Annotated in this window: 21 protein-coding genes and 1 other RNA gene; 7 read left to right on the top strand and 15 right to left on the bottom strand. The window is 52.4% G+C overall.

Features of this window, described 5'->3' with window-relative positions; genetic code table 11:
• Positions 1-47 precede the first annotated feature (47 nt).
• Positions 48-707, top strand: coding sequence for a tyrosine-protein phosphatase (locus tag NQF89_RS07960; protein ID WP_155573868.1), 660 nt, complete (start codon positions 48-50; stop codon positions 705-707).
• Between the two features lie 25 nt (positions 708-732).
• Here NQF89_RS07960 and NQF89_RS07955 read toward each other — a convergent pair whose 3' ends face one another.
• The 9 genes from NQF89_RS07955 to NQF89_RS07915 all read right to left on the bottom strand — a co-directional run bounded on the left by NQF89_RS07955 (position 733) and on the right by NQF89_RS07915 (position 7,687).
• Positions 733-1,188, bottom strand: a complete 456-nt coding sequence (locus NQF89_RS07955) for a helix-turn-helix domain-containing protein (protein WP_155573869.1) — start codon at positions 1,186-1,188, stop codon at positions 733-735.
• An 80-nt stretch (positions 1,189-1,268) separates the two neighbouring features.
• Positions 1,269-2,762 carry an apolipoprotein N-acyltransferase gene (lnt, locus tag NQF89_RS07950; RefSeq protein WP_266137917.1) on the bottom strand — a complete coding sequence of 498 codons (1,494 nt, stop codon included), beginning with the start codon at positions 2,760-2,762 and terminating at the stop codon, positions 1,269-1,271.
• A 91-nt stretch (positions 2,763-2,853) separates the two neighbouring features.
• Positions 2,854-3,723, bottom strand: coding sequence for a GNAT family N-acetyltransferase (locus tag NQF89_RS07945; RefSeq protein ID WP_230880653.1), 870 nt, complete (start codon positions 3,721-3,723; stop codon positions 2,854-2,856).
• 82 nt (positions 3,724-3,805) lie between these two features.
• A complete protein-coding gene (locus NQF89_RS07940; protein WP_155573872.1) occupies positions 3,806-4,315 on the bottom strand; it encodes a Fur family transcriptional regulator in 510 nt (169 codons plus the stop codon).
• 110 nt (positions 4,316-4,425) lie between these two features.
• On the bottom strand, positions 4,426-4,845 hold the full coding sequence (locus tag NQF89_RS07935; RefSeq protein ID WP_155573873.1) for a MucR family transcriptional regulator: 420 nt from the start codon (positions 4,843-4,845) through the stop codon (positions 4,426-4,428).
• A gap of 435 nt (positions 4,846-5,280) precedes the next feature.
• Positions 5,281-5,778, bottom strand: a complete 498-nt coding sequence (gene rimI, locus NQF89_RS07930; protein WP_266137916.1) for a ribosomal protein S18-alanine N-acetyltransferase — start codon at positions 5,776-5,778, stop codon at positions 5,281-5,283.
• A 20-nt stretch (positions 5,779-5,798) separates the two neighbouring features.
• Positions 5,799-6,482, bottom strand: coding sequence for a tRNA (adenosine(37)-N6)-threonylcarbamoyltransferase complex dimerization subunit type 1 TsaB (gene tsaB, locus NQF89_RS07925; RefSeq protein WP_230873335.1), 684 nt, complete (start codon positions 6,480-6,482; stop codon positions 5,799-5,801).
• A complete protein-coding gene (locus tag NQF89_RS07920; protein WP_266137915.1) occupies positions 6,479-7,117 on the bottom strand; it encodes a malonic semialdehyde reductase in 639 nt (212 codons plus the stop codon). Before NQF89_RS07920 ends, tsaB begins: the two co-directional genes overlap by 4 nt.
• A 6-nt stretch (positions 7,118-7,123) precedes the next feature.
• Positions 7,124-7,687 carry a NifU family protein gene (locus NQF89_RS07915; protein ID WP_155573919.1) on the bottom strand — a complete coding sequence of 188 codons (564 nt, stop codon included), beginning with the start codon at positions 7,685-7,687 and terminating at the stop codon, positions 7,124-7,126.
• A 186-nt stretch (positions 7,688-7,873) separates the two neighbouring features.
• Here NQF89_RS07915 and fbaA point away from each other — a divergent pair, with 186 nt between their 5' ends.
• Positions 7,874-8,983 (top strand): class II fructose-bisphosphate aldolase, encoded by a 1,110-nt coding sequence (gene fbaA / locus NQF89_RS07910; RefSeq protein ID WP_155573876.1) that lies wholly within the window; start codon positions 7,874-7,876, stop codon positions 8,981-8,983.
• Between the two features lie 39 nt (positions 8,984-9,022).
• Here the strand turns inward: fbaA and NQF89_RS07905 are convergent, their stop codons facing one another.
• A complete protein-coding gene (locus NQF89_RS07905; RefSeq protein WP_155573877.1) occupies positions 9,023-9,331 on the bottom strand; it encodes a hypothetical protein in 309 nt (102 codons plus the stop codon).
• A gap of 7 nt (positions 9,332-9,338) precedes the next feature.
• On the bottom strand, positions 9,339-10,244 hold the full coding sequence (gene thyX, locus NQF89_RS07900) for an FAD-dependent thymidylate synthase (RefSeq protein WP_155573878.1): 906 nt from the start codon (positions 10,242-10,244) through the stop codon (positions 9,339-9,341).
• Positions 10,245-10,334: 90 nt separating this feature from the next.
• Between thyX and ssrA the strand changes: the two genes are divergently transcribed.
• The 3 genes from ssrA to NQF89_RS07885 all read left to right on the top strand — a co-directional run bounded on the left by ssrA (position 10,335) and on the right by NQF89_RS07885 (position 12,474).
• Positions 10,335-10,654, top strand: a transfer-messenger RNA (tmRNA) gene (gene ssrA, locus NQF89_RS07895).
• 113 nt (positions 10,655-10,767) lie between these two features.
• The gene (locus NQF89_RS07890) at positions 10,768-11,361 is read left to right on the top strand and encodes an SspB family protein (RefSeq protein WP_155573879.1); all 594 of its coding nucleotides are present in this window, start codon (positions 10,768-10,770) and stop codon (positions 11,359-11,361) included.
• Positions 11,362-11,376: 15 nt separating this feature from the next.
• On the top strand, positions 11,377-12,474 hold the full coding sequence (locus tag NQF89_RS07885) for an AbrB family transcriptional regulator (protein WP_155573880.1): 1,098 nt from the start codon (positions 11,377-11,379) through the stop codon (positions 12,472-12,474).
• Positions 12,475-12,544: 70 nt separating this feature from the next.
• Here NQF89_RS07885 and NQF89_RS07880 read toward each other — a convergent pair whose 3' ends face one another.
• Both NQF89_RS07880 and NQF89_RS07875 read right to left on the bottom strand, forming a co-directional pair.
• Positions 12,545-13,411: a glycosyltransferase family protein gene (locus tag NQF89_RS07880; protein WP_155573881.1), complete on the bottom strand. Its 867-nt coding sequence runs from the start codon at positions 13,409-13,411 to the stop codon at positions 12,545-12,547.
• Positions 13,412-13,495: 84 nt separating this feature from the next.
• Positions 13,496-13,711 (bottom strand): hypothetical protein, encoded by a 216-nt coding sequence (locus NQF89_RS07875; protein WP_155573882.1) that lies wholly within the window; start codon positions 13,709-13,711, stop codon positions 13,496-13,498.
• Between the two features lie 199 nt (positions 13,712-13,910).
• Between NQF89_RS07875 and NQF89_RS07870 the strand changes: the two genes are divergently transcribed.
• A complete protein-coding gene (locus tag NQF89_RS07870; RefSeq protein ID WP_230873328.1) occupies positions 13,911-15,092 on the top strand; it encodes a transglycosylase SLT domain-containing protein in 1,182 nt (393 codons plus the stop codon).
• 26 nt (positions 15,093-15,118) lie between these two features.
• The gene (locus tag NQF89_RS07865; RefSeq protein ID WP_155573883.1) at positions 15,119-15,679 is read left to right on the top strand and encodes a DUF1643 domain-containing protein; all 561 of its coding nucleotides are present in this window, start codon (positions 15,119-15,121) and stop codon (positions 15,677-15,679) included.
• 14 nt (positions 15,680-15,693) lie between these two features.
• Here the strand turns inward: NQF89_RS07865 and dld are convergent, their stop codons facing one another.
• Both dld and mutL read right to left on the bottom strand, forming a co-directional pair.
• Positions 15,694-17,409: a D-lactate dehydrogenase gene (dld, locus tag NQF89_RS07860; protein ID WP_266137914.1), complete on the bottom strand. Its 1,716-nt coding sequence runs from the start codon at positions 17,407-17,409 to the stop codon at positions 15,694-15,696.
• A 167-nt stretch (positions 17,410-17,576) separates the two neighbouring features.
• Complete coding sequence (mutL, locus tag NQF89_RS07855; RefSeq protein ID WP_266137913.1) at positions 17,577-19,466, bottom strand: DNA mismatch repair endonuclease MutL; 1,890 nt, start codon at positions 19,464-19,466, stop codon at positions 17,577-17,579.
• Positions 19,467-19,476 lie beyond the last annotated feature (10 nt).

The following is a 19,476-nucleotide window of genomic DNA, read 5'->3' as shown; positions in this document are numbered from 1 at the left end:
CATGTCTATATGATTGACGAAGACCCATGAGCATGAAAAGAAAAAGCATGTTTGACGGCACTCTTTCTTCCCCGCGGCAAAGGCTCCATGCTTGGTTAGATGGTCTTTTTAAAGACCATGCTCTTTTCCGCCTTGTATGGACCAATCTAGCCCCTGTCATACCGGGGCGTGTCTGGCGGAGTAACCATCCCACACCATCACGCCTGAGACGCTGGCGCAAAACGCTTGGCTTAAAGACGGTCTTCAACCTACGCGGGCATCGCCGTTGCGGGGCAGATGCGTTAGGACGGGAGATGTGCCAGCATATTGGCTTGCCTTATCTTGATATGGCCTTTGAGAGCCGCAACGCCCCCCATAAGGACCGTATCTTACGCTTCCATAGCTTATATAAGCAGGCACAATTCCCCCTGCTTTTACATTGTAAATCCGGAGCGGATAGAACGGGCCTTGCTAGCGGCCTTATCATTCTTTTTGAAGGAGGAACGGCAGAAGACGCTCTCAAACAACTCCATTGGCGTTTTCTCCACTTTCGCCATTCCCGCACGGGTGTGTTAGATGCATTTTTTCTACTGTATCAAAAAACAGCCGAAGGCCGCCTAAGCTTCCTCGATTGGCTTCATTATGAATATAACGAAGATGCGTTGCGTACTGCCTATCGCGCTGGCACGTTTAGCCATCTTCTTGCCACATCAATTAAGAAATCATAACAGGACTCTTTAAATCAATATGGTTTTATGGGCGAACAGCCATTTCCCTTATGAAATTAAGGATTTGCTGACGATTTCGCTCCTCCTTGATGCTATAATAAACCCTAGCGAGTTCTAAGGTTTCAGGCATCATGAGTAGTTCAATCCCTGCTATTTCTTTTTCTGCCATAGACGCCTCTACTTTCTCTGCAGTTCGCCCTTTATGGAAAGGTGTCTGCTCCTCATGCACGCCAACATTAGCAGCCGTTGTAAAGCCATCCAGCTCATCAAAAAAGAACCCAACCGGCACGCCTAAGATTTTCGCTATCTCATACAGGCGGCCTGCACCGATACGATTCGTCCCGCGCTCATATTTTTGTATCTGCTGAAAGGTAATACCTAATGCCTTGGCCAGCCTCTCTTGCGAATATTTTCGCAAGCCCCGCAACAAGCGGATACGCTTACCAACATGTGAATCAACAGATGAAGCTATATCAGCCATCACTCAACAACCCCGCTCCCCACAGATTAACCAACTCCCCTCCACGAAGTCGTTAGTAATTAGTTAATCCGAAAGCTACGTCAACGCGTCTTGACTAACGATTCGTTAATATGAACATGTTTTTGCTTCCTCCCGTATCCTCCCCACACAGCCATTAAAACTGACAAAATAGCTAACGTAAAAGGGCCCCAACGCCCAATATATGTAAAAACTGTCCATGCCTCTGCATCAGGTAAAACACGAATCAAAGTCTGCTCTTTACCCCATTTTGTATGGCCTACATCCCGCCCTTCTGCATCATAAATAGCAGACACACCCCGGTTATTAGCAAAAACTACGGGTAAACCCTCCTCCACAGCACGCATCCTGCCTGTTGCCAGATGTTGCCGTGGCCCAGCACTATTGCCATACCAAGCATCATTAGAAATTGTCAGTAACCACTCTGGCCGCTGACCAGACGCTACCACACTGCCAGAGAATATAATCTCATAACAGACCATAGGACCTACACGCCCTATCTGCGGCAAGTCCCACCGTGTTAAGCCCGGCCCCGGCACCACAACGGCCGGTAAAAGATGGAATGGTAGTATCCATGGTTCATATTCCCCAAAGGGGACAAGGCGGCTTTTGTCATAAATCGCCTCAATATGGCCATCTGCTGCAAGAGCGATCAAACTATTATACCAGCGACCCTTCCCCGCACGCCGGTCAGACCCCAACAGAACAGGGGCCCCTGCCGCAGCTGTTGCAATGGTTTGGCGTGCCCATTCATCCTCATCCAACAAACCGGGAAAAGCCGATTCGGGCCATATCACAACGGGGAGATGGCCCGGCAAATGCGCCCGTGCATCGGCCACGGCACGGGCTGTTAGCTGTAGATAAGACTCAAATTGCTCCGATGCGCCATCACGTTCCAGAACATCATCCTCAGGCACATTACCTTGCACAATGGCAATGGCTGGTTTGCCCCCTCCAGAATGATGAGCATGATGCTCAACACGCCACGCACCCCAGCCGCACCATAAAATAGTACAGACACATACACCCAAAGCAGCCCGCCGCCCCTGCCATAGAGCCAGCGATGCCAACACGACCATAAAAGTCAGCCCATCTACCCCTATAAGGGAGGCTGGTTGAATCAACACATCCCCCACATAACCGGGAAGCTCCAGCACGCTGCCAAGGGGATTCCATGGGAAGCCAGAAAAGTAAAAAACACGCGCCATATCGGCCAATGTCCAACTCCCGGCGAATAATAACAGGCGCGGCCATCCCTCTGGTACCAACCTGCATAAAAGAGCAGGGACTATAAATAAGGGGGCAATAAGCAAAGCCACACCGGGGGCTGCGAACGGCACAGCCCACCAAAACTCCTCAACACGCGTTAAGATAGCGTTCGTCAGCCAATATAAACCTGCTGTGTAAAACCCCATCCCGAACAAAAAAGCCCATAACGCCGCTTGCCGTTTAGTGGGGGCCAGACCGACCGCCTGATACAAAACCCCCAAAGCAAGAGGAAGAGCCGGGATAAAGCAAAGCGGCGGCAAAGATAACGCTGCTATACATCCCGCCATGATAAGATATAGGGCACCGCGCCACCCTCCCTTTTGCGGTAGGGAACACAATGCCTTTATCCTCATGTGAAGTACCTTTTAAGTGATGTTTTCAATCCAACGCATCGCGCAGACGACGCTCATAATGCCGGTAATATTTATCGGCCAGCAACTCGCTTTTTACCAAAATAGCGACATCTGTTGTGTTGAACTGCTCATCCACCACAGCACCATCACCAACATACCCCCCTAAGCGCAAATATCCTTTAATTAAGGGGGGTAATTTGCTTAGGCAGCGGCGGCGGTCGAGCATCGCAGGGTCTGCACGCCGCATATCCACATAACGCTCTGGCAAGGCTCGTACACGCAAAGCAGGTGGGGCTAGATGGTTATGATAAAGCCATGTCAGCTCCTCATCCATCTCCTCCAGCGAGGTACCATGTAAGCTGGCACAACCAAACAAAATATCAATGCGATGCAAGAAAATATAAGAAGCAATGCCACGCCATAAAAGCTGCATCGCCGCACGACCACGATACTCCTTCGCCACGCAAGAACGCCCCACCTCCAGCAAGCGGCCAGAGAAATTTGTTAAGCAAGAAATATCATATTCATCAGCTGTATAAAAATGATCTTGCGGACCAAGCATATCAGAGCGCAACAGCCGATAAGTCCCCACCACAACGGGCTTATCTTCCCCAGAGGCGTGATCAACTACCAACAAATGATCGGCTATCTCATCAAACTTATCGGCATCTAGCTGCGTCTTGAGAGCTTCCTCACTTGGATGCGCCCCCATTTCCCCAAAGAAAACCCGATATCGCAAAGCCTGAGCGGCGCGAATCTCCTCCTCATTAGCAGCAAGACGAACGCCTAAACTCCCACCTCGCAACTCTTGAAAACCACCGTCACGATTAAGGGCAAGACCCGCCAATGTATCCATTTGTTGCCGCGTCTTCTCGCTAGTAACCAAGTCACTCATATCCGAATCCACTTCAGGCGAGGAAGTTATCTCTTCCGCTCTCATATGCTCTAGCACGCTTTTCCTGGTCATATGAAATGACTCACTTCTCATGCCCAGATCGCGAAGCAACGGATGAGTTTTCACCGCCACTCGTGCGCCGCCCAAACAACTCAGCACGATGAGACATAAGATCAAAACCTAATTTAGCCGCAATCTTTGCGAGTAGTCCTACCAACTCATCATTTTCAAACTCAATAACATTACCGCTATCAATATCAATCAAATGATAGTGATGGCCATTCTCACTCGCTTCATATCGCGCGCGGCCACCACCAAAGTCTCGCCGCTCTAATATACCTTTTTCTTCGAGAAGGCGTACTGTTCGGTACACAGTCGCTACAGAGATTCGACTATCCAAAGCAGAGGCGCGGCGATAAAGCTCCTCTACATCCGGATGGTCTTCAGCCTCCGAGAGGACGCGCGCGATTACACGCCGCTGGCCTGTCATTTTTAAACCATGCTTAACGCATAGGCGCGCAATGGGGGAATCCCCCACATCGCCGCCGGACGCAGCACTCTCGCGTCCCATTTTTTTTGTGCTCATCACCATACAGATGATTTACCCGATTATGATGGGGTTTGTCCAACACACATCATAATCGGGACGGTGCCCCCCTTGAGCCTTAATCTATCAGTGAGCCGTATAGAGCAATCGTGCCCTTATTGCTCAGTCTTATCCTCACGGCGGCGACCCAAACCAATGCGCCGTGCCAAAGATGAGCGATGATTCGCATAATTAGGGGCAACCATCGGGTATTCTGCTGGCAAGCCCCAACGCTCCCGATATTCTTGCGGAGTCATATTATAAGCAGTTTTAAGATGACGGCGCAGAAGCTTTAATTTTTTACCGTCTTCAAGGCAAATAATATAATCCGGGAAAACGGACTTCCGCGGTGGAACAGCCGGTACAGGCTTTTCCGGCTCTATATCAGCAGGGGCCCCCGCACTAGCCAACGCCCCATGAACGGAGCGAACAAGATCAGGCAAAGCCTCAGAGGCGACATCATGACTACTTACATAAGCGGTAATGATCTGTGCTGTAAGCTGGCGCAGATCCTGCATTTCTGTCTCAGATGACATAAATAGTTGACTCCTAAGAAATTCGCTTGGAACAATACCTGATTACCAGAAAAAGCACAACAATGAAAATCCCCTATGTTGTAATAGTGAAGCCTTATTGCTAACAGAGACCTGCTAACATGTTTATAAACTGTTCAAAATTACAGCTTTAACCTAACATCTTTTCAAGAAACACCATATCATAACATTCTATGGGGAATCTCTTTCACCTACTTCCCCCTTTTTATGGCTCTGTAACTTTTATTCAATAAACCTCTTTCGTCTTTTCCTATGAAAAGCAACACTCACAACATTCACTTTAAATGAAGAAAAAGCCAACTCACCGCGGCAACATATTGTCTTATAAGATAGAACGCGCCCAATCCTTGTGGACCGTATAGAGACGTAAAAAATTGTTAATTAATGTTTAAAACCAAACTTATCTTGCCCTAATCATCATACTGAATCCGTTAAGTACCGGAAAATACGAGCATCTTCACCATCTTGATAATAATGAGGCCTCACCGCTATCTGCTGGAAACCTTCTTGCTCATAAAGAGCGGCTGCGTGCTTATTACTCAAACGGACCTCTAAAAAGAGTGTCATCCCCTCTTGCCGCGCTTTATGCAAAAGGTGGCGTAACATGTATCGCCCTATGCCCCGTCTCCGCCATGCAGGATGAACACCGAGGCTTAATATCTCCCCTTCATCCAACACGGAACGACTGACGATGAAGCCAATCGGCAGAGCCTCCTTTGGTTCATTATTTACACTCTGGGAGGCAACTTTGCAGGCCAACCACACCTCTGCACCGGGCATTGTAAAAATCTGCTCAAACGCAGCTTGTGACCACGGCTCATGCTCCGCAAAAACCGCATGATGCAAGGCAGATAAAAGAGCCGTTGCCTCTACCCCCACTTGCATCATCACAATCATGGCATGCTCGTAAGACAATAATGCACCATCATCCCCTCTCAACGCGGAGCTAGGCGAAGGCCACCAGCAGGGGGCCGTGCTTCGGGCGGGTCGATATAAAGGGGCTCTAACGCATAAGATTGCGGCGTTTGTAGGCCCTCAATCGCTGCTTGGAAAATGCCTTCCGCCGTGGGGGCGGCTAATGGCAACCGCTCACTCTCACGCCCTAACCGTGCCTCTCCCATCGCGCCTGTCAGATCCGGCAAAGCATCCTCCCCATACACGGCATCACCAGCAATGGCGGGCCATAAACCGGGGGATATCTCTTCCACCGGCAAGGCATAAACCGCATTACCGGGAGGGTCCACAAAAACACGTCCACGCCGTGCGAGGCAGAGAATCGTTGCATCCTTCCGTTGCAGACTCGCTCGCATGGCATCACCCAGACGAACCCCAACACCCTGACATGACCAGCCCCGTGCCAGCCCGGCGGCTAAAGAGAGAGAGGCGCGTAAACCAGTAAAAGACCCCGGCCCGATAATCGCTGCAAGCAAATCAGGCGGGTGAGACCAACCCGCTTGTGCTAATAGGGCCTGCACTGTAGGGGCAAAACGCTCTGACGCGCCACGCCCTGCTAAGCTCTGCTGGGCGATAACCGTACCGCCCTCCAACAAAGCGATAAGATTACTCAAGCCCCGACCGGCCCCAGCCCCATTTAAAACCAAGCACCGCTCGGGCTTCATAACCACAAGCAGGCCTCATCCATCGGTAAGCGAGGAGCGCGGGAGGGAGGCTCCATAGCCTCATCAGGATAGCCCAAAGCGACTAGAAAATTCGCCCGCCATCCTTTTTTACGGAAGCATTGCTCCTCCACCATCATGGCATCAAAACCCGACATTGGCCGTACTGCCAAGCCTAAAGCCCGGGCCGCCATGATGAGATACGCCCCTTGCAACGTCCCATTGCGAAAAGCCGTCTCATCACTCAATCCTACATCGGCAGCAAACCAATCACGCAGACCCGGCAATGGGTTGAGTGTTTTAAGCTGCTCGAAGAATAAAGGATCATACCCCACAACCACCAATACGGGGGCGGCCATGGCGCGCTCTACATTACCAAGGGACAAAGCGGGGCGAATCGCCTCGCGCGCCTCTTGGGTTTGTAGAAACGCAAAACGTGCGGGAGCACAATTACCAGAGGTTGGGCCGAGTTTGAGCAAATCATAAAGCTGGTGCAACACATCATCCCCCACAGCCTTAGTGGAGAACCCTTCCGCTGTGCGGCAATGGGTAAAAAGCTCCTCCGCAAGGAGGGGGCTTTTAGGCTGCTCGACCTGCTGTCCGTCAGGCGTTACGCCTGATGGGGGGGATGTTGTCATGAACGTTTACTCCTCTACAGCTTCAACCGCCGTCACCTCTGGCACATAATGGCGTAACATATTCTCTACCCCGTGACGCAATGTCGCACGGGAGGATGGGCAGCCAGAGCAAGCCCCCTGCATACTAAGATACACGACCCCTTCGCGATACCCACGAAAGACAATATCCCCCCCATCACTCGCTACGGCGGGACGCACCCGTGTATCTAACAACTCCTTCACTTGGGCAACAATCTCGGCATCTTCTGGGGCAATATCAGCCTCTGGAGCAGCAATCTCACCTGCAAGAGCAGGAACGCCGCTTTTAAAGAAATCTGTCAAGGTAATGAGAATACGAGGCCGTAGCGTGGCCCAATCTGCCGCATCAGCCTTTGTAACAGAGACGAAGTCACTCCCTAAAAAAACACGCTTAATCTCGCCCAAACCAAATAACGCATCAGCCAGAGCAGAACGCCCTGCTACAAGGCCTGCCTCTGCAAAATCAACCGAGGGACGCGCCCCCGTCACATCGCAACCGGGTAGAAACTTCAATGTTGCGGGATTAGGGGTATCTTCTGTCTCGATCATCATAAGGGTATCTTGTGTCATAAGGGCCTCTCTTATCAGATACTCAACAGGCTGAGCATCTTTTTTATATACGCTAATGCTTTAACAATGACCTTTATAGTCCTATTTTTCTAGACTATATATCCTGCTAGCAAAACAGGCTATGCTTGTCAGCGTTGGCTTTTGCCCTCCTCTATAAAGAATCCTTAAATGTCTGCGTCTATATCTCCCCCCTCTGCGACAACACCCATCACACCCGGTGTTGTTACTGGGGCAGCGTATAAAGCCCTTATACAACGCTGCCATTTGGGCCGTTATGCTCTCCCTGCGGTGAATGTTAGTAGCTCGACCACGGCCAATATGGCCCTAGAGGCAGCGCGGCGGAATCGTGCGGATATCATCATCCAAATCTCTGCCGGTGGGGCACAATTTTATGCCGGGCGCGGCTTGCCGGATAAGCAACAGGCTCACATCCTTGGTGCTGTTGCTTTAGCACGACATGTTCATCTTCTGGCGCGTCATTATGGTGTAGCGGTCATCCTCCATACAGACCATGCAAACCGGCCTTTATTGGGCTGGTTGGAGGGGCTGATTGAGGAAAATCGTCAGCATTATGGGCAAACAGGCCAGCCGCTTTTCTCCTCCCATATGCTAGACCTTTCTACGGAACCATTGGAGCAGAACATCGCTACCGCCGCCACGCTTTTGCAAAAACTAACCCCTCTCGGCATAGGGTTGGAAATTGAGCTTGGCATCACCGGTGGGGAAGAAGATGGCATCGGTACAGAGCTTACCGGCCATCATGCCGCAAAAAACCCAGAGCTTTATACAGAGCCGGAAGATGTTCTTACCGCATGGAAGGCCCTCTCCCCTTTAGGGATGCTCTCCATCGCGGCCTCTTTTGGTAATGTGCATGGCGTCTATAAACCCGGCAATGTGTGCCTCCGCCCCTCTATTTTGCGCGATTCACAGGCTCTTATCGCTACGACATTCCAAACCGAGCCTAACCCGGTCCCGCTCGTTTTTCATGGTGGGTCAGGCTCGGATGAGCAGGATATCCGCCACGCTGTGGATTATGGTGTCTTTAAACTCAATATCGATACCGATACGCAATTTGCCTATGCCCAGGGTGTTGCGACCTATATTGATGCTCATAAAGAAGCTTTTCGCCGCCAAGTGGCACCTGACACGGGACGGCCGCTCAAACATGAATATGATATTCGTAACTGGATGCGCGCAGGAGAAGAACACTGCATCGCCCGCCTCACACGCGCCTTTGATGTCCTCGGCAGCCGTGGGAAAAGCGTTGTCGTCTCTTAGACGCTAAAAGCTAGGGGCTAGAGGGGCGCATCATAGCCCTCAATGCGCCATATGAGGCGGTGTTTGTGGGACACGCTGGCAGGAGGCCGTCCCCACTGTAACATGCTCGCATGAAGGTAAGGGACCATGCCGCCCCGGCAAGGGCCAGAAAAGCTCTATCCCTAATGAAATAGCCACTAAAAGACCCGCTAATAAAGCCCACGGCCAAAAGCGCGGCTCACGACCTAAAAGAGGTGGAATCCCCTGCTCATATTGAAAACGCCGCCCCTCTGCCAACAAGGATTCAGAATCCTGCACAGGCCCGGTGGGGCGGTCCTCATCATCAAAAGGGGCGGGGGAGGAAGGCACTATTCCTTCAACCTTCCAACACGGCTTGCATTTCTGTCCATTCCCGCTTTGTCAGGCCAGAGCTTTCCTGCGTGACGACCTCACCAGCAAGACGGCGGCGTAAGACCTTCAACATCCCAGCGGAGAAGCTATAAGCCCCTAGGCGATATTCCTCAAACGCCTGAGCGGTATGAGGCACCCATGCCTTGAGAATCTCGATCATCTTTTGGGCATAAACGCGAATCTCATATTGCGCGTGGGAATCAGCCCGCAAGGCGAGAAAATGCATCAAATTATGCAAATCAATCTTCCAATACCATTGTGTATAGGTATTGAGGGTAAGGTTAATACGGGCAAGTTCCCGCGCTACGCCCATCCCTTCTGGGTCCAGCATCTCCTCATAATCGCCGTAACATTGCAACGCATCACGTTGGAGAATGGCAAGCACCTGTTGTGCTGTCTCCGCGCTCAAGCTTTCACCACGGCCTTGATGATTCACCGTACTTTGCGCGGCAATATGAGCAGGCTCTGGGAGATAGAACTCTTTATCCAACACAGAGTAACGCGCGGAATATTCATTCACGCTGGCCATGCGATGGCGAATCCACTGCCGTGCGACAAAGAGCGGGAGTTTCACATGGAACTTAATCTCACACATCTCAAAAGGTGTGGAGTGACGATGCCGCATGAGATAACGAATCAGCCCCGCATCCTCAGATGTTTTACGCGTCCCCTTCCCATAAGACACACGCGCAGCCTGCACGACGGCAGAATCGCCGCCCATATAATCCACAACCCGGATGAACCCATGATCCAGCAACGGGAAAGGCTCAAACAAAATCTCCTCCATCGCAGGGACGGTAGGACGAACCGTTTTATGCGGGGAGGCACGCAACGCCGTAATTTCGGATTGTTGCTCGTCTGTTAGGGCCATGATGTCTCTCCTGCTCACCTGCTTAGCGGAAGCCTTGATGTAGCCTTACAACTGCCCCTCCTGCAAGCCTAACCAGTAGGCTACTCTCTTATCCTTGCTATCGGCGTTAAGAGAGCGTATATCTTCTCCTGCTGGAGGCTTCGGCCTTAGCTATGGCGATAAACGGTAAATGAAATAAGTGTTGTGGACCCGGGGGCAGTGCCCGGCGTCTCCACCATCAACCTTTTAGGTTGGCTTAGGGGGACGAAACAGGCTCGACACGCATGGTAAAGATTTACTTTTTGCCCGGCATTGTACCGCCGTTATCGGGCTAATTTTACAAGTGCCAACGATAACTCTGAGGTGCTCGCTGTTGCTGCATAAGCGATAAGCGCGGTCCGGGGGGCACCGGGCAACAGAAGCCCCCCACCCATCCCCTTTTAAATGTGCAAAACCGTAAAGAATATACGGCTCGACCCTTGCGATTTTATCGTAGCTGTCGCACACCTAGAGAGCTTTTTATGAAACAGGTGAGGGTCCCTCCATGAGTGATGATACCAAAGGCCCAGATGGGTTCGATCCGACCCCGCCCAGCAGCCTCCTCCCTTACGATACATGGCTTGAAGAAGCGCATCGCGAGGTCATGCTCAAAGCTTTAGAGCATATTAGTGTGCATGGCCTGCCGGGGGAGCATCATTTCTATATGACCTTCCTCACCAGATTTCCCGGTGTTGTCATCCCTGCTGCGTTGAAAGAACGCTACCCAGAGGAAATGACCATCGTGCTGCAACATCAGTTCCAAAACCTCACGGTGGATCGTAGTGCGCGCTCTTTCTCTGTGGGGCTTTCCTTTGGGGGGGTGCCCAGTACGCTGCATATCCCCTTTGCCGCCATTACAGCCTTTGCCGACCCACATATTCATCTCGTCCTCCGCTTTACACCTCATTATGAGGAAGAAGCTCCCCCGGCGGAGGTTCATAATTTCCGTCCCACACCGCATGAGCAAAAGCCTGATCATGCGGCAAAAGATGATACACCTACCCCCGCTGCCGAAGGTGCGGAAGTTGTCAGCTTAGCCGCATTTCGTAAAAAGCCCGCGGCACAACATTCAGACGATACCGATGATTCTGACCGCTAAGCAGGGGCTGAGCGTGTGAGCCGTTTTTCCTTCTCATGGAAATCTTACAGCCTAAGATGGGCAGGGCTTGTTAGTCTCTCCGCGCTTATCTCTGGGGTGTTTTTACTACTCCATCTCACAGCGGGGATGATGCTAGGGCCAATGATTGCTGGCATTATTATGTCGCTCAAAGGCCGTGCCGTAACTGTAAAGCCTGTATTCTTTACAATGGCCCAAGCCATTCTTGCTTGTGTGGTGGTCAATAGCATTACGCTCTCTGTCCTGCATCATATTTTCTCACACTGGGCGTTAGTCCTCCTTAGTGTGCTGTCGGTTATTGTAGTCAGCTTCGCCACTGGTGCAGGGCTTGCGTGGTTTGGTGTCATGCCGGGAACAACGGCCCTTTGGGGCACCTCCCCCGGTGCGGCTTCCACCATGGTCATGCTCTGTGGGGCCTTTGGAGCAGATGCGCGCCTTACAGCTTTTATGCTCTATTTCCGCGTTATTATGGTAGCTGTGGCGACCTCGCTTGTCTCATGGGTTGTTGTCCGTACCCATCATGATATTGGGATACCCCCTCTTACACAGGGCAATCTCCTCCCCACCCTCAGCCTTATCATCCTTAGTACGCTCATCAGCCTCAAATTACGGATGCCAGCTTTAGCCCTTTTGCTGACCATCCTCATCGGGACGGCCCTACAATTGAGCGATCTTTTACATATTAGCGCGCCATTCTGGCTGCGTATCCCTGCTTATCTTATTATTGGCTGGTCTATCGGGCTGCGCTTTACGGCCCCCGTATTACGCTATGCGCTGCGTTCCATTCCCGCTGTTCTGCTTTCATCCCTTACGCTCATTATCGTCTGTGCTTTACTAGCCTTTCCCGTTGCCTATTTTGCAAAGATTGACCTGCTCAGTGCCTATCTTGCCACCAGCCCCGGCGGGCTGGATACCATCATCGTCATCAGTGCTAACATCCCCATTGCGTTACCATTTATCATTGCAATGCAGACCGCACGCATGATTGCCGTTGTCACACTTGGCCCAACCATTGCCCGCCCCCTTGGCCGTTGGCTAGAACGCCACGCACGCACCCCTTTGAGCGAAAAGCTCATCCCACAAACAAAAGATTAAGCATAAAAAGGGGGCCTACCTCACCGGCAAGCCCCCATACCGTACTCCCTATAATAGAGAGCAACAAGTGTTAGCTTTCTGCACGCAGCGCATCAAACTCATCAACCATATCAAGGCTATAATCTGACTTTGCCTTCTCTAAATGAGACTCCCAAAGCGGAACGTAATAGCCATACCCGGCAGGGTTTTGGAAGAACCAATGCCGCCACGCATGGAAGACATGGTCATGCTCACGGTAAGCAGGGTCGTCCAGCAAATGACGCGCGGCCGGAGGCTTAGCGGCGTGGAAATGCACAATCGTTGCGCGTTCATCCACACCCCAATAAGGCTTCCAGTTGAAACGAGCTGATAGCGGACTCCAATGCGCATTATAGAAGATGCGCAATAGTTCTTGGTCATATCCTGCAATATGGTCAAGATTTTCACATAAGAAATCCACCATCGCGGGGAGGTCATTACGCATGCGCTCAAGGTTCATCACCATGACCCCGGAGTTCATGTCGCTATAATAATCCTGCTTCCCAAACTGGCCACAGGCCGCGAAGATGGCGGGCTTGCAGAACTCAAGCTGCGGGTCCTTCATGAACATCACATCGCAATCAGTATAAAGAACATACTGATCTTCCGTCTCCAGCAAGGGCAGCTCCAAGCGCATAAACGCCCCAGCAGCGGTAAGGATGTAATTGGGCCATTCCGGCTTTAAGCGACGCTGTGCGTCTAATAAGCGGTCATAAAAATGCAAACGGTGAAAGATAACCGTCACACCCGCAGCCCGCATTTCCCGCGTGAAGTCACATTCATTACCATCAAAGACCATATGTGGCACCAAGTTCGTATTCTCACGTGCGGAGCGCACGGCAACACGAATACAATCTATGAACCCATGGTCCGGGTCATTAGAAAGCGTTGCCTCTGTAATTGCAAAAAACCACTTCATTATTTAACGTCCCTTAAAGCCGTATAAGCCCTATCGAAATAGTTTGATCGCGCACCACTCTATGCCGATCTATTTAAAAGATGATTACCAGTTCTTAGAAATCAACCAAAACTCTTCTGATGTCAGGGTGATAGTGCCCTGATGCCCTGTCTCCGCAGCGGCTTTAGCAAGAGCATGGATCCGCTCTATCAAGAGAGTCTTACGCTGGGTCACTTCAGATGGCTCCTCTGCCTTTAGGGTCTGCAACGCCTGCTCTGCTACTTTCGCAACACGGCCTGCATCCAACGCGGCATATGACATCCTTCTATACCCCAATCTCTAAGTTCAACACATCACTACCCATAACACTGCATAGTCTTAACGACCTTATAGAAAATCAGAGCAGCGAAGGCTAGATTTATAAGTTAACATAATTTTTACCAAACGCACCTATTTATCTCCATTTTTATAATTTCATGATAAAAAAACCTCCTTTACCGCCTTTGCACTGGACGCCTCCATGATTTGCACTGCTGCTGCCCCTGCACGTATGGTCCGTTTCTTTTTGGCTTTGCTCCTGCCTACTTTGCTGGCGGCCTGTGCCTCCCACCCAACCACACCGGCCATGCCTGTGATGGAGGAACAAGCTGATTATCGCGCTCATGCGCGCTCACATTACACACCTCCCGGGCCCCCTGATGACCCTTGGGGGCCTTATATTGAGGAAGCCTCCAACCGTTTTGATGTCCCCACGGAATGGATTCGCGCTGTCATTCATCAAGAATCGGGTGGGCATCTTTATGATAGTTCGGGCAATTTTATTACCTCTACGCCCGGCGCAATGGGGCTAATGCAGATTATGCCTCCCTCTTATGATGATCTCCGCGCCCAATATAATCTCGGCCCCGACCCTTACGACCCGCACGATAACATTTTGGCAGGCACGGCCTATCTCCGCCAAATGTATGATATTTATGGCTCCCCGGGCTTTTTAGCGGCCTATAATTATGGCCCCGGAAGTTTGGACCATTATCTCCGCCAAAATCGTGCCCTCCCACGCGAGACACGCAATTATGTTGCGGCCATTGCGCCTAAAATCGTTGGGATTTGGCCACGTCAACGCTCGCAAAATGACCTCATTGTCGCCCGCCACGACCGTACAGCGAGGATGAGCCGCCATTATAATCCAGAGGCTGCCCTACCGGCTGATGCCGCCCCAATCGCCGAGCAAGCCGTCCAAACTGCGGAGACGCAGGATATACGCGCCGCTTGGGCTTCACGCGGCTTCACGCCATCACCGGTAGAGCCGGTCGCTCCTCCACTGCAACACACAGCCCCCCAACGGGCAAAGCCGCGGCCAGAGGCCAATACGCTCCGCATCCGCTCTATCCCGCTAGCTGACGCCCCCACCAGCCGTACACGCGCTACAGATATGATGGCGGAATCCACCCATGATTGGGCCATTCAGCTTGGGAGCTATGCAGGGAAAAACCAAGCTCATATGACGGCCACAAAATTACGCCCCCGCATCACCCCCATTGCCGGTGAGGCCGTCATCCACATTATGCAAACACACACAAATCACGGCACGCTCTACCGCGCTCGTTTGACAAATCTTACCCATAGTCAGGCTGTCGATGCGTGCAGACGCCTCCATGGCATCTCCCCTTGTGTAACAGTCCCCCCCGGGGCCCATTTTTAAGCCTTCCCCATCTCTGGAGATGATTTATGGCTAAATCAACGCATCATGTCGGGACGGCTAAACCGCTGCGTTTGGCGGATGATGTCACCAGCACAGCCCGTTATGACGGACCGGGGGAATGCTACCGTTACACCCTACGCCGTGTGTGGGATGAGACAAAACCGCTCATTATGTGGGTGATGATGAACCCCTCTGTCGCCACAGAATATGGAGATGATCGCTCTGTTGCAAAATGCCAGCGTTATAGCCGTAAATGGGGCTATGGCGGGATGTTTGTAGGCAATAGCTTTGCGTATCGCTGCACAGACCAAAAACGCCTTTTGGAAGTCCCAGACCCTATTGGGCCTGAGACAAATCATTATCTTTTAGAGATGGCCGCCCATGCAGAGCGCATCGTGCTGGCCTATGGCACGCCACAAGCCAAAGCACTCCGTGCCCGTGGGCCTGAGGTTGCTTTGCTCTTACTGCGCGCAGGGTACGAGGTCACAGCCCTCAGGCTTAGCCGCAAGGGCCACCGGCCAGAACATCCGCTCTATCTGCCAGAAACCCTCACCCCCATCCCCCTTAGGGAAGACGATTTTCTCTAAAAGTTCTTCTTCCCTTAAACGCTCTCAGCAACCCAGTTTTTTTGCTTGGTCTGACGGCCAATGCCGGGATTTAGGCAATTACAGGGGTCCAATTTGCGGTAATGCTCCACCATGCTTTGCGGGGCTTGGTAGAGATGGCCAACATTATGCTCAGCAGGATAACGAGCACCGCGTTTATCGAGCAGAGGCCACATCATAGTTTTTTCCACCTCCATCGGGTCCACACCGGCTTTAACCACATAATCCTGATGCATGACATGGCAGAGGAAGTGCCCGTAATAGAGCTTCATGACTAATTTATCGTCTATCTCTGGGGGGAGTTGCTCAAACCAATCCCAGTCATTACGGCGGAGGGCAATATCCAAAGCCATCATACCGCCCGTCATGTGGGCGTGGACGACATTATAACGATTAGCCGCCCCGGCTGCGGCAAAACGATGCAAAAAGGCTAATTTGCCTTCCTCTGCAGTACAGGTAAAGAAGGCCCCTTCACCCTCCCCACCCTCAGCAAAAAAGCGGTCTAACCATGGCTGCACCTGCTGCGCCAAACGGCCTGACACCCGTAGCATGAGGTGATGCTCATAGCGTTTATAATAAGCCATTAAACGCGCGGGGACTTGCGAGGGCAAAAGTCGACTTACAGACTGCATCACCCGGTCGCTCAACCCATCAGGCACCCACTGAAACCGGCGAGATAGCGAATCCACCCACGCTTTCGCACGAAATAGCGCAGGTAGATGCTTCGTCCCCAAATAGCGAATCATCGCCACAGTATCCCGCCCGTAATGATCGGTGACCTCAAAAGCATCACGGTGCATATATTCACCAGCGATGGGGAGTTCCTCAAACTCTGTCAACAAGGCACGGCGCACAGTTTCCAGCGTTTTGGTCTGGTTTGTCCCAAGGTAAAATACGGCTGTCTCCTGCGCGGCGGGGAATGTATCTAACCGCACCGCAAAGACAATCAACTTCCCCGCATTGCCAGAGGCCTCAAATAAACGGCCGGGGTCTGCATTATACCGGCCCGGCGTCTCTGCATCGACCTGCCGAATCCGCGTTACATAATCATCATCATGGGCTTTTTGCTGACCCGACCAATCAACATCCTCTGGATGATATTGGCCATGCTCTAAGGCTTCTAAAACCTCCTCGGCCGTTTGCGCATTGGGGAAGCGTATGCCTAGATGATTGACCAGATGCAGCTTACCGTGTGCATCTACCTGACCATAAAGGGCCATCTCCGTATAGGCTGGCCCCCGCTGGACGAGTGCACCGCCGGAATTATTACTCACCCCACCCAAGACAGAAGCCCCGATGCAAGATGAGCCAATCACTGAATGAGGCTCCCGCCCAAGAGGCGCAAGCCGGTCCTCCAGCTCGTAGAGGTCTGCCCCGGGGAGGCAGACAACTTGCTTACCCTCCCCAAGAAGCTGAATCCCCTTTAATCGCCTTGTACTGATGAGAATGATGGGGCGGTCATAATCATCCCCATCGGGGGTGGAACCACCTGTCAGGCCAGTATTAGAGGCCTGCATTAAAATGATACGCCCTGCTGCTACCGCAAGCGTTGCCACATGCCATAGCTCGACCAACGAACGTGGAATCACGACCGCTTCCACCTTGCCATCACCAAAGCGAAAGCCCTTACGATACCCATAAGTGGCTCCCTCCGCTGTTAGGACGTTACGTTTCCCAACAACGGTTTTTAGGTCATCAACAATCGCGGTCATGTCATCCTCTTTTTAAGACATTCTTTTAGGAGGTTCCTTCCAGTCAAGAGAGGCCCCACCTCTGTGGCGTTAATCTTACCGCTCTTTTCTGCCTAAAACCCATAGGGTGCGCCCCATAACTGCCTGAAAATATGTCAAAAGACTGTGAGAGGCCTGTTGATGGGACGTTATTTTACCCGGCCGAATAATGTCTCTAGCCCTGCGCGGTCTAACCGTAACCATGTAGGACGACCATGAGGGCAGGTATTAGCGCGCGGGTGCTGCTCCATCCCCCGTAAGAGGGCCTCCATCTCCTCCTGCTTGAGGATGCGCCCGGCCCGAATACTGCCATGGCACGCCATCCGCGCCATGATGGCCTCAAACCGGGACTCCAAACTATCCGTCTGCCGTGCTGCTAAATCGGGCATTTGGGCGAGTTCTTCGGCTACATCGCGCAGCAACCCGGCAACATCACCACCGCTTAACGGGGCAGGAAGGCTACGGACAAGGATGCTCCCACTGCCAAAGGCCTCAATCTCTAACCCCAAACCGGCAAGCTCCTCCGCGCACTGCAAAAGGGCTATGCTTTCATCATGAGGGAGGTCCACAACCTCCGGCATGAGGAGAGCCTGTGCGGTTATAGCCCCCTCTGCAAAACGCGCACGCAAACGCTCATGCGTTAAGCGTTCATGCGCGGCATGTTGGTCGGTGAGGATTAAATCCCCATTCGGCGCGATGGAGAGAATATAAGTGGCGTGAATCTGCCCAATCGGCACACCGAGAGGATAAAAAGGCGGTACAGTTTGCGGCTCTGATGAATCCGGCTGCACGGCCATCGCACGCTCATCCAACCCAGCAAATGCCGTAGTGTAAGAACGCTGCCCCTCTGCTACGCCCTCACCATGCTGGCTACGCCCCCCTTGCGGAGGTGTTAGACGCCGTACGGAAGGGCCAAACCCAAAATCCCGCGCAGGAATAGTATCTAACCGTTGTTGGGAAGCGGAGGCGTGGCTTTGGCTTAACTGGGCTGCCTCTTGCCCTGCATGGCGACCAATGACGCTAAGGTCTGCCTGAATCCCACCGCCTTCACCTGCCCCACGCGCAAGGGCACGGCCTACCGCCCCAATCACAAAGCCACGCACCTCGGCCTCATCAGCAAAACGCAGCTCCGTTTTAGCGGGATGAACATTCACATCCACACGCTCTAACGGTACTTGAAGATGCAATAAGAAAATGGGAAAACGCCCACGCTCTATCACAGGCCTATAAGCAACGCGCACCGCTGTTCTTAAAACGGGGTCCACCACGGGACGATGATTGACGAGCATGAATTGCCCTGCCCCCGTGCGCCGGCTCTCCCCCGGCCCACATAAATAGCCGCTTAACCGCATAGCCCCGCGTTGCTCATCCAGATGCAGCAAGTTATCCTCAGGCACCGCTAAAATAGAAGCAACACGGCCCGGCATATCTTGCGGCGGTAGATTCATAATCTCTCGCCCATCAAAGGTAACGCGAAAGGCACATTCTGGCGCGCTAAGGGCAATCCGGCGCATGACGCTCTCAGCATGGCCGCTTTCAACCCGCACGGTTTTAAGAAACTTCCGCCGCGCTGGTGTGGCGAAAAACAAATCCCGCACCACAACGCGCGTCCCTACGCTGCCTGCCGCGGGGAAGGGGCCTTTCATCACCCCGCCTTCCACCGATAACTCCCATGCGGACTCTGCCTCTGCCGTACGGGATACTAAAGATAAGCGGGCACTCGCCCCAATGGAGGGCAAAGCCTCCCCACGGAAGCCTAAAGTCTGAATGGCTGTTAAATTATCATCAGGTAACTTGGAGGTACAATGACGCTGCACCGCGAGGGGAAGCTCCTCCGCATCCATCCCCCGACCATTATCGACAACCTCAATAACGTCACGACCACCACCGCGCAGAGCCACATCTATCCGTGTGGCCCCGGCATCTAACGCATTTTCGACAAGCTCTTTAAGGGCCGCAGCAGGCCGCTCTACCACCTCACCCGCTGCGATAAGGTCCACAACATGATCAGACAAACGGCGAATTACAGGCCGTGCCATATACCCTTCC

It is taken from the genome of Bombella pollinis, assembly GCF_026385485.1.
GTDB lineage: Bacteria > Pseudomonadota > Alphaproteobacteria > Acetobacterales > Acetobacteraceae > Bombella > Bombella pollinis.
Note: the sequence above shows the minus strand (reverse complement) of the source record. Positions and strands in the feature narration are given on the sequence as shown.